The organism is Lachnoclostridium sp. (assembly GCF_031997925.1).
Taxonomy (GTDB): domain Bacteria; phylum Bacillota; class Clostridia; order Lachnospirales; family Lachnospiraceae; genus Lachnoclostridium.
The window spans coordinates 169,879-171,853 of record NZ_DAMADT010000002.1 but is presented as its reverse complement, the minus strand read 5'-3'; the positions used below and the strand labels follow the sequence as shown (position 1 = coordinate 171,853).

Annotated in this window: 1 protein-coding gene and 1 pseudogene; both read right to left on the bottom strand. The window is 37.3% G+C overall.

Annotation, left to right across the window (positions count from 1 at the left end; all coding sequences use genetic code 11):
* A pseudogene (locus tag RTP52_RS02355) lies at positions 1 to 734 on the bottom strand (deoxyribonuclease IV); the annotation flags it as partial.
* 143 nt (positions 735 to 877) lie between these two features.
* A partial coding sequence (locus tag RTP52_RS02350; RefSeq protein WP_312368988.1) for a TRM11 family SAM-dependent methyltransferase occupies positions 878 to 1,975 on the bottom strand: 1,098 nt, incomplete at its 5' end.

The following is a 1,975-nucleotide window of genomic DNA, read 5'->3' as shown; positions in this document are numbered from 1 at the left end:
ATATAGCAAAGTGCATCAAAACCTAACGTTCCGAATCCGATGTTTTCATGTCGGTCCTTCGATGCTCCTCTATCATTTTTACTATCGTTGATATGAAACACCGCAATTTGTTTTTTCCCTATCAGTTTATCGAATTGTTCTATAACTCCATCAAAATCATGTACAATATCATATCCAGCATCGTTGGTATGACAGGTATCAAAGCAGACACGTAAACGGTCATTATACTTAACCCCATCAAATATCCTTGCTAATTCTTCAAAGTTTCTTCCGATTTCACTACCTTTTCCCGCCATAGTTTCTAGTGCGATATAGATGTCGGTATCTCTCGTTAAAACTTCATTCAATCCTTGCACAATTTGCTTAATACCAGCATCCACACCAGCCCCAACATGTGCTCCAGGGTGAAGAACTAAATACTTACTACAAAGAGCCTTTGTTCTCTCCATTTCTTTTGCCAGAAAATCAACTGCTAAACTATAAGTATCTATATTCACGGAATTACCTAGATTGATTATATACGGTGCATGAATCACAATATCAGAAATTCCATGCTGTTTCATATACTCAAATCCTTCCTCCAAGCGAAGGTCAGATATCTCTTTTCTTCTCGTATTCTGCGGTGCTCCTGTATAAATCATAAATGTATTCGCATCATAAGAATGAGCTTCCTTAGCAGAACCTAAAAACATTTCTTTTCCACTCATTCCGACGTGGGAACCTATCTTTAACATAAAAACCTCTACTTTCTCTTTGTCACTAATACCCCATGCATATCAAATCTGCTTGCTGCTTTGATGTTGCCTAAATAGAAGTAAACTAACTCCCATGCATACCATATCTGATTGTTGATTTGATATTACACAAATAAAAGGTATTATCTACTAACACGTATTACATATACATAAGTCTTCTCCATCATAGAAATCTCAAACTCTTTCTCAATGCGATAAGGCTTCGTATTTGCAAATTTTCTAACATACTCACGATTATGTGAGTATAATACAATAATCCCCTGATCCTCTAAAAGCTCGTGCGCTCTCCTAAAAAACTTCTGGTACAAGGTGGATAACTCCCCTTCATCCATGCTACGACCTACGGTAGGCATATTGGTAAAGATTTCGTCAAACAAATAATTATGCTTGAAATCAAAGAAATCTCGATTAATATAATTAATCACAAGATGTCCACCATCTTCACTTTTAAGCCCACATCGGTTCACAAGATCTGTATTAATACGCGCCTTCTCTATAGCCTCCCCATAGATATCAAGACCATACATTGTTTTAGCACGCACGCATAGATCTCGTTCAATTAACATTGTTCCGACTCCGCAAAATGGATCAAGTACTTGCGCATCCTCTATAAGATATGGTTTCACAAGTTGGGCGGTTAGCGCTGCATTTGCTGGGTGAATACTGGAAGCAATCACTTCTTTTCGGTATAAAAAGCGCGCTTCTGGCAACGTATAGAGGCGTAATAACACATTAAATTTGCCTTCTTTATTTTCAATAAGGCGAATCTCAACTTCATAACGATTTACTGAATTAAGAAGTTTACGCTCACTCAGATGCTCTATCTCAACACTAAGTTTTTTAATAAATGCAGTGCGCTTCTCTACGTCCATCTTTCCTTTCATCTCTAGACGGAAATTGAATGGGCCTTCTCCTTTGTGGCGTTCTTCTAAAAATTGATATAAGGTACCATCCGTTAAAACTCCAGCTGCTTTTGTAACGTCATTTGGTACTGATCGAACTCCATCGATTGCAAATAGCAACTCTCGGTAAGCACGTATTTTAAGAACTTCTCTTAATTCTTTTGTCTTTATCATTACCCCGGCTGTAAATTCCTTCTTCGGTATCTTTCCAAGTTGCTCCATTGTCACATGAATATGGTTTCGATTACATAGTAATACCATCTCATTTACTTTATCATAACCAATAAAGGTGTGCTTTTTCTCTTCTTCTGAATGATC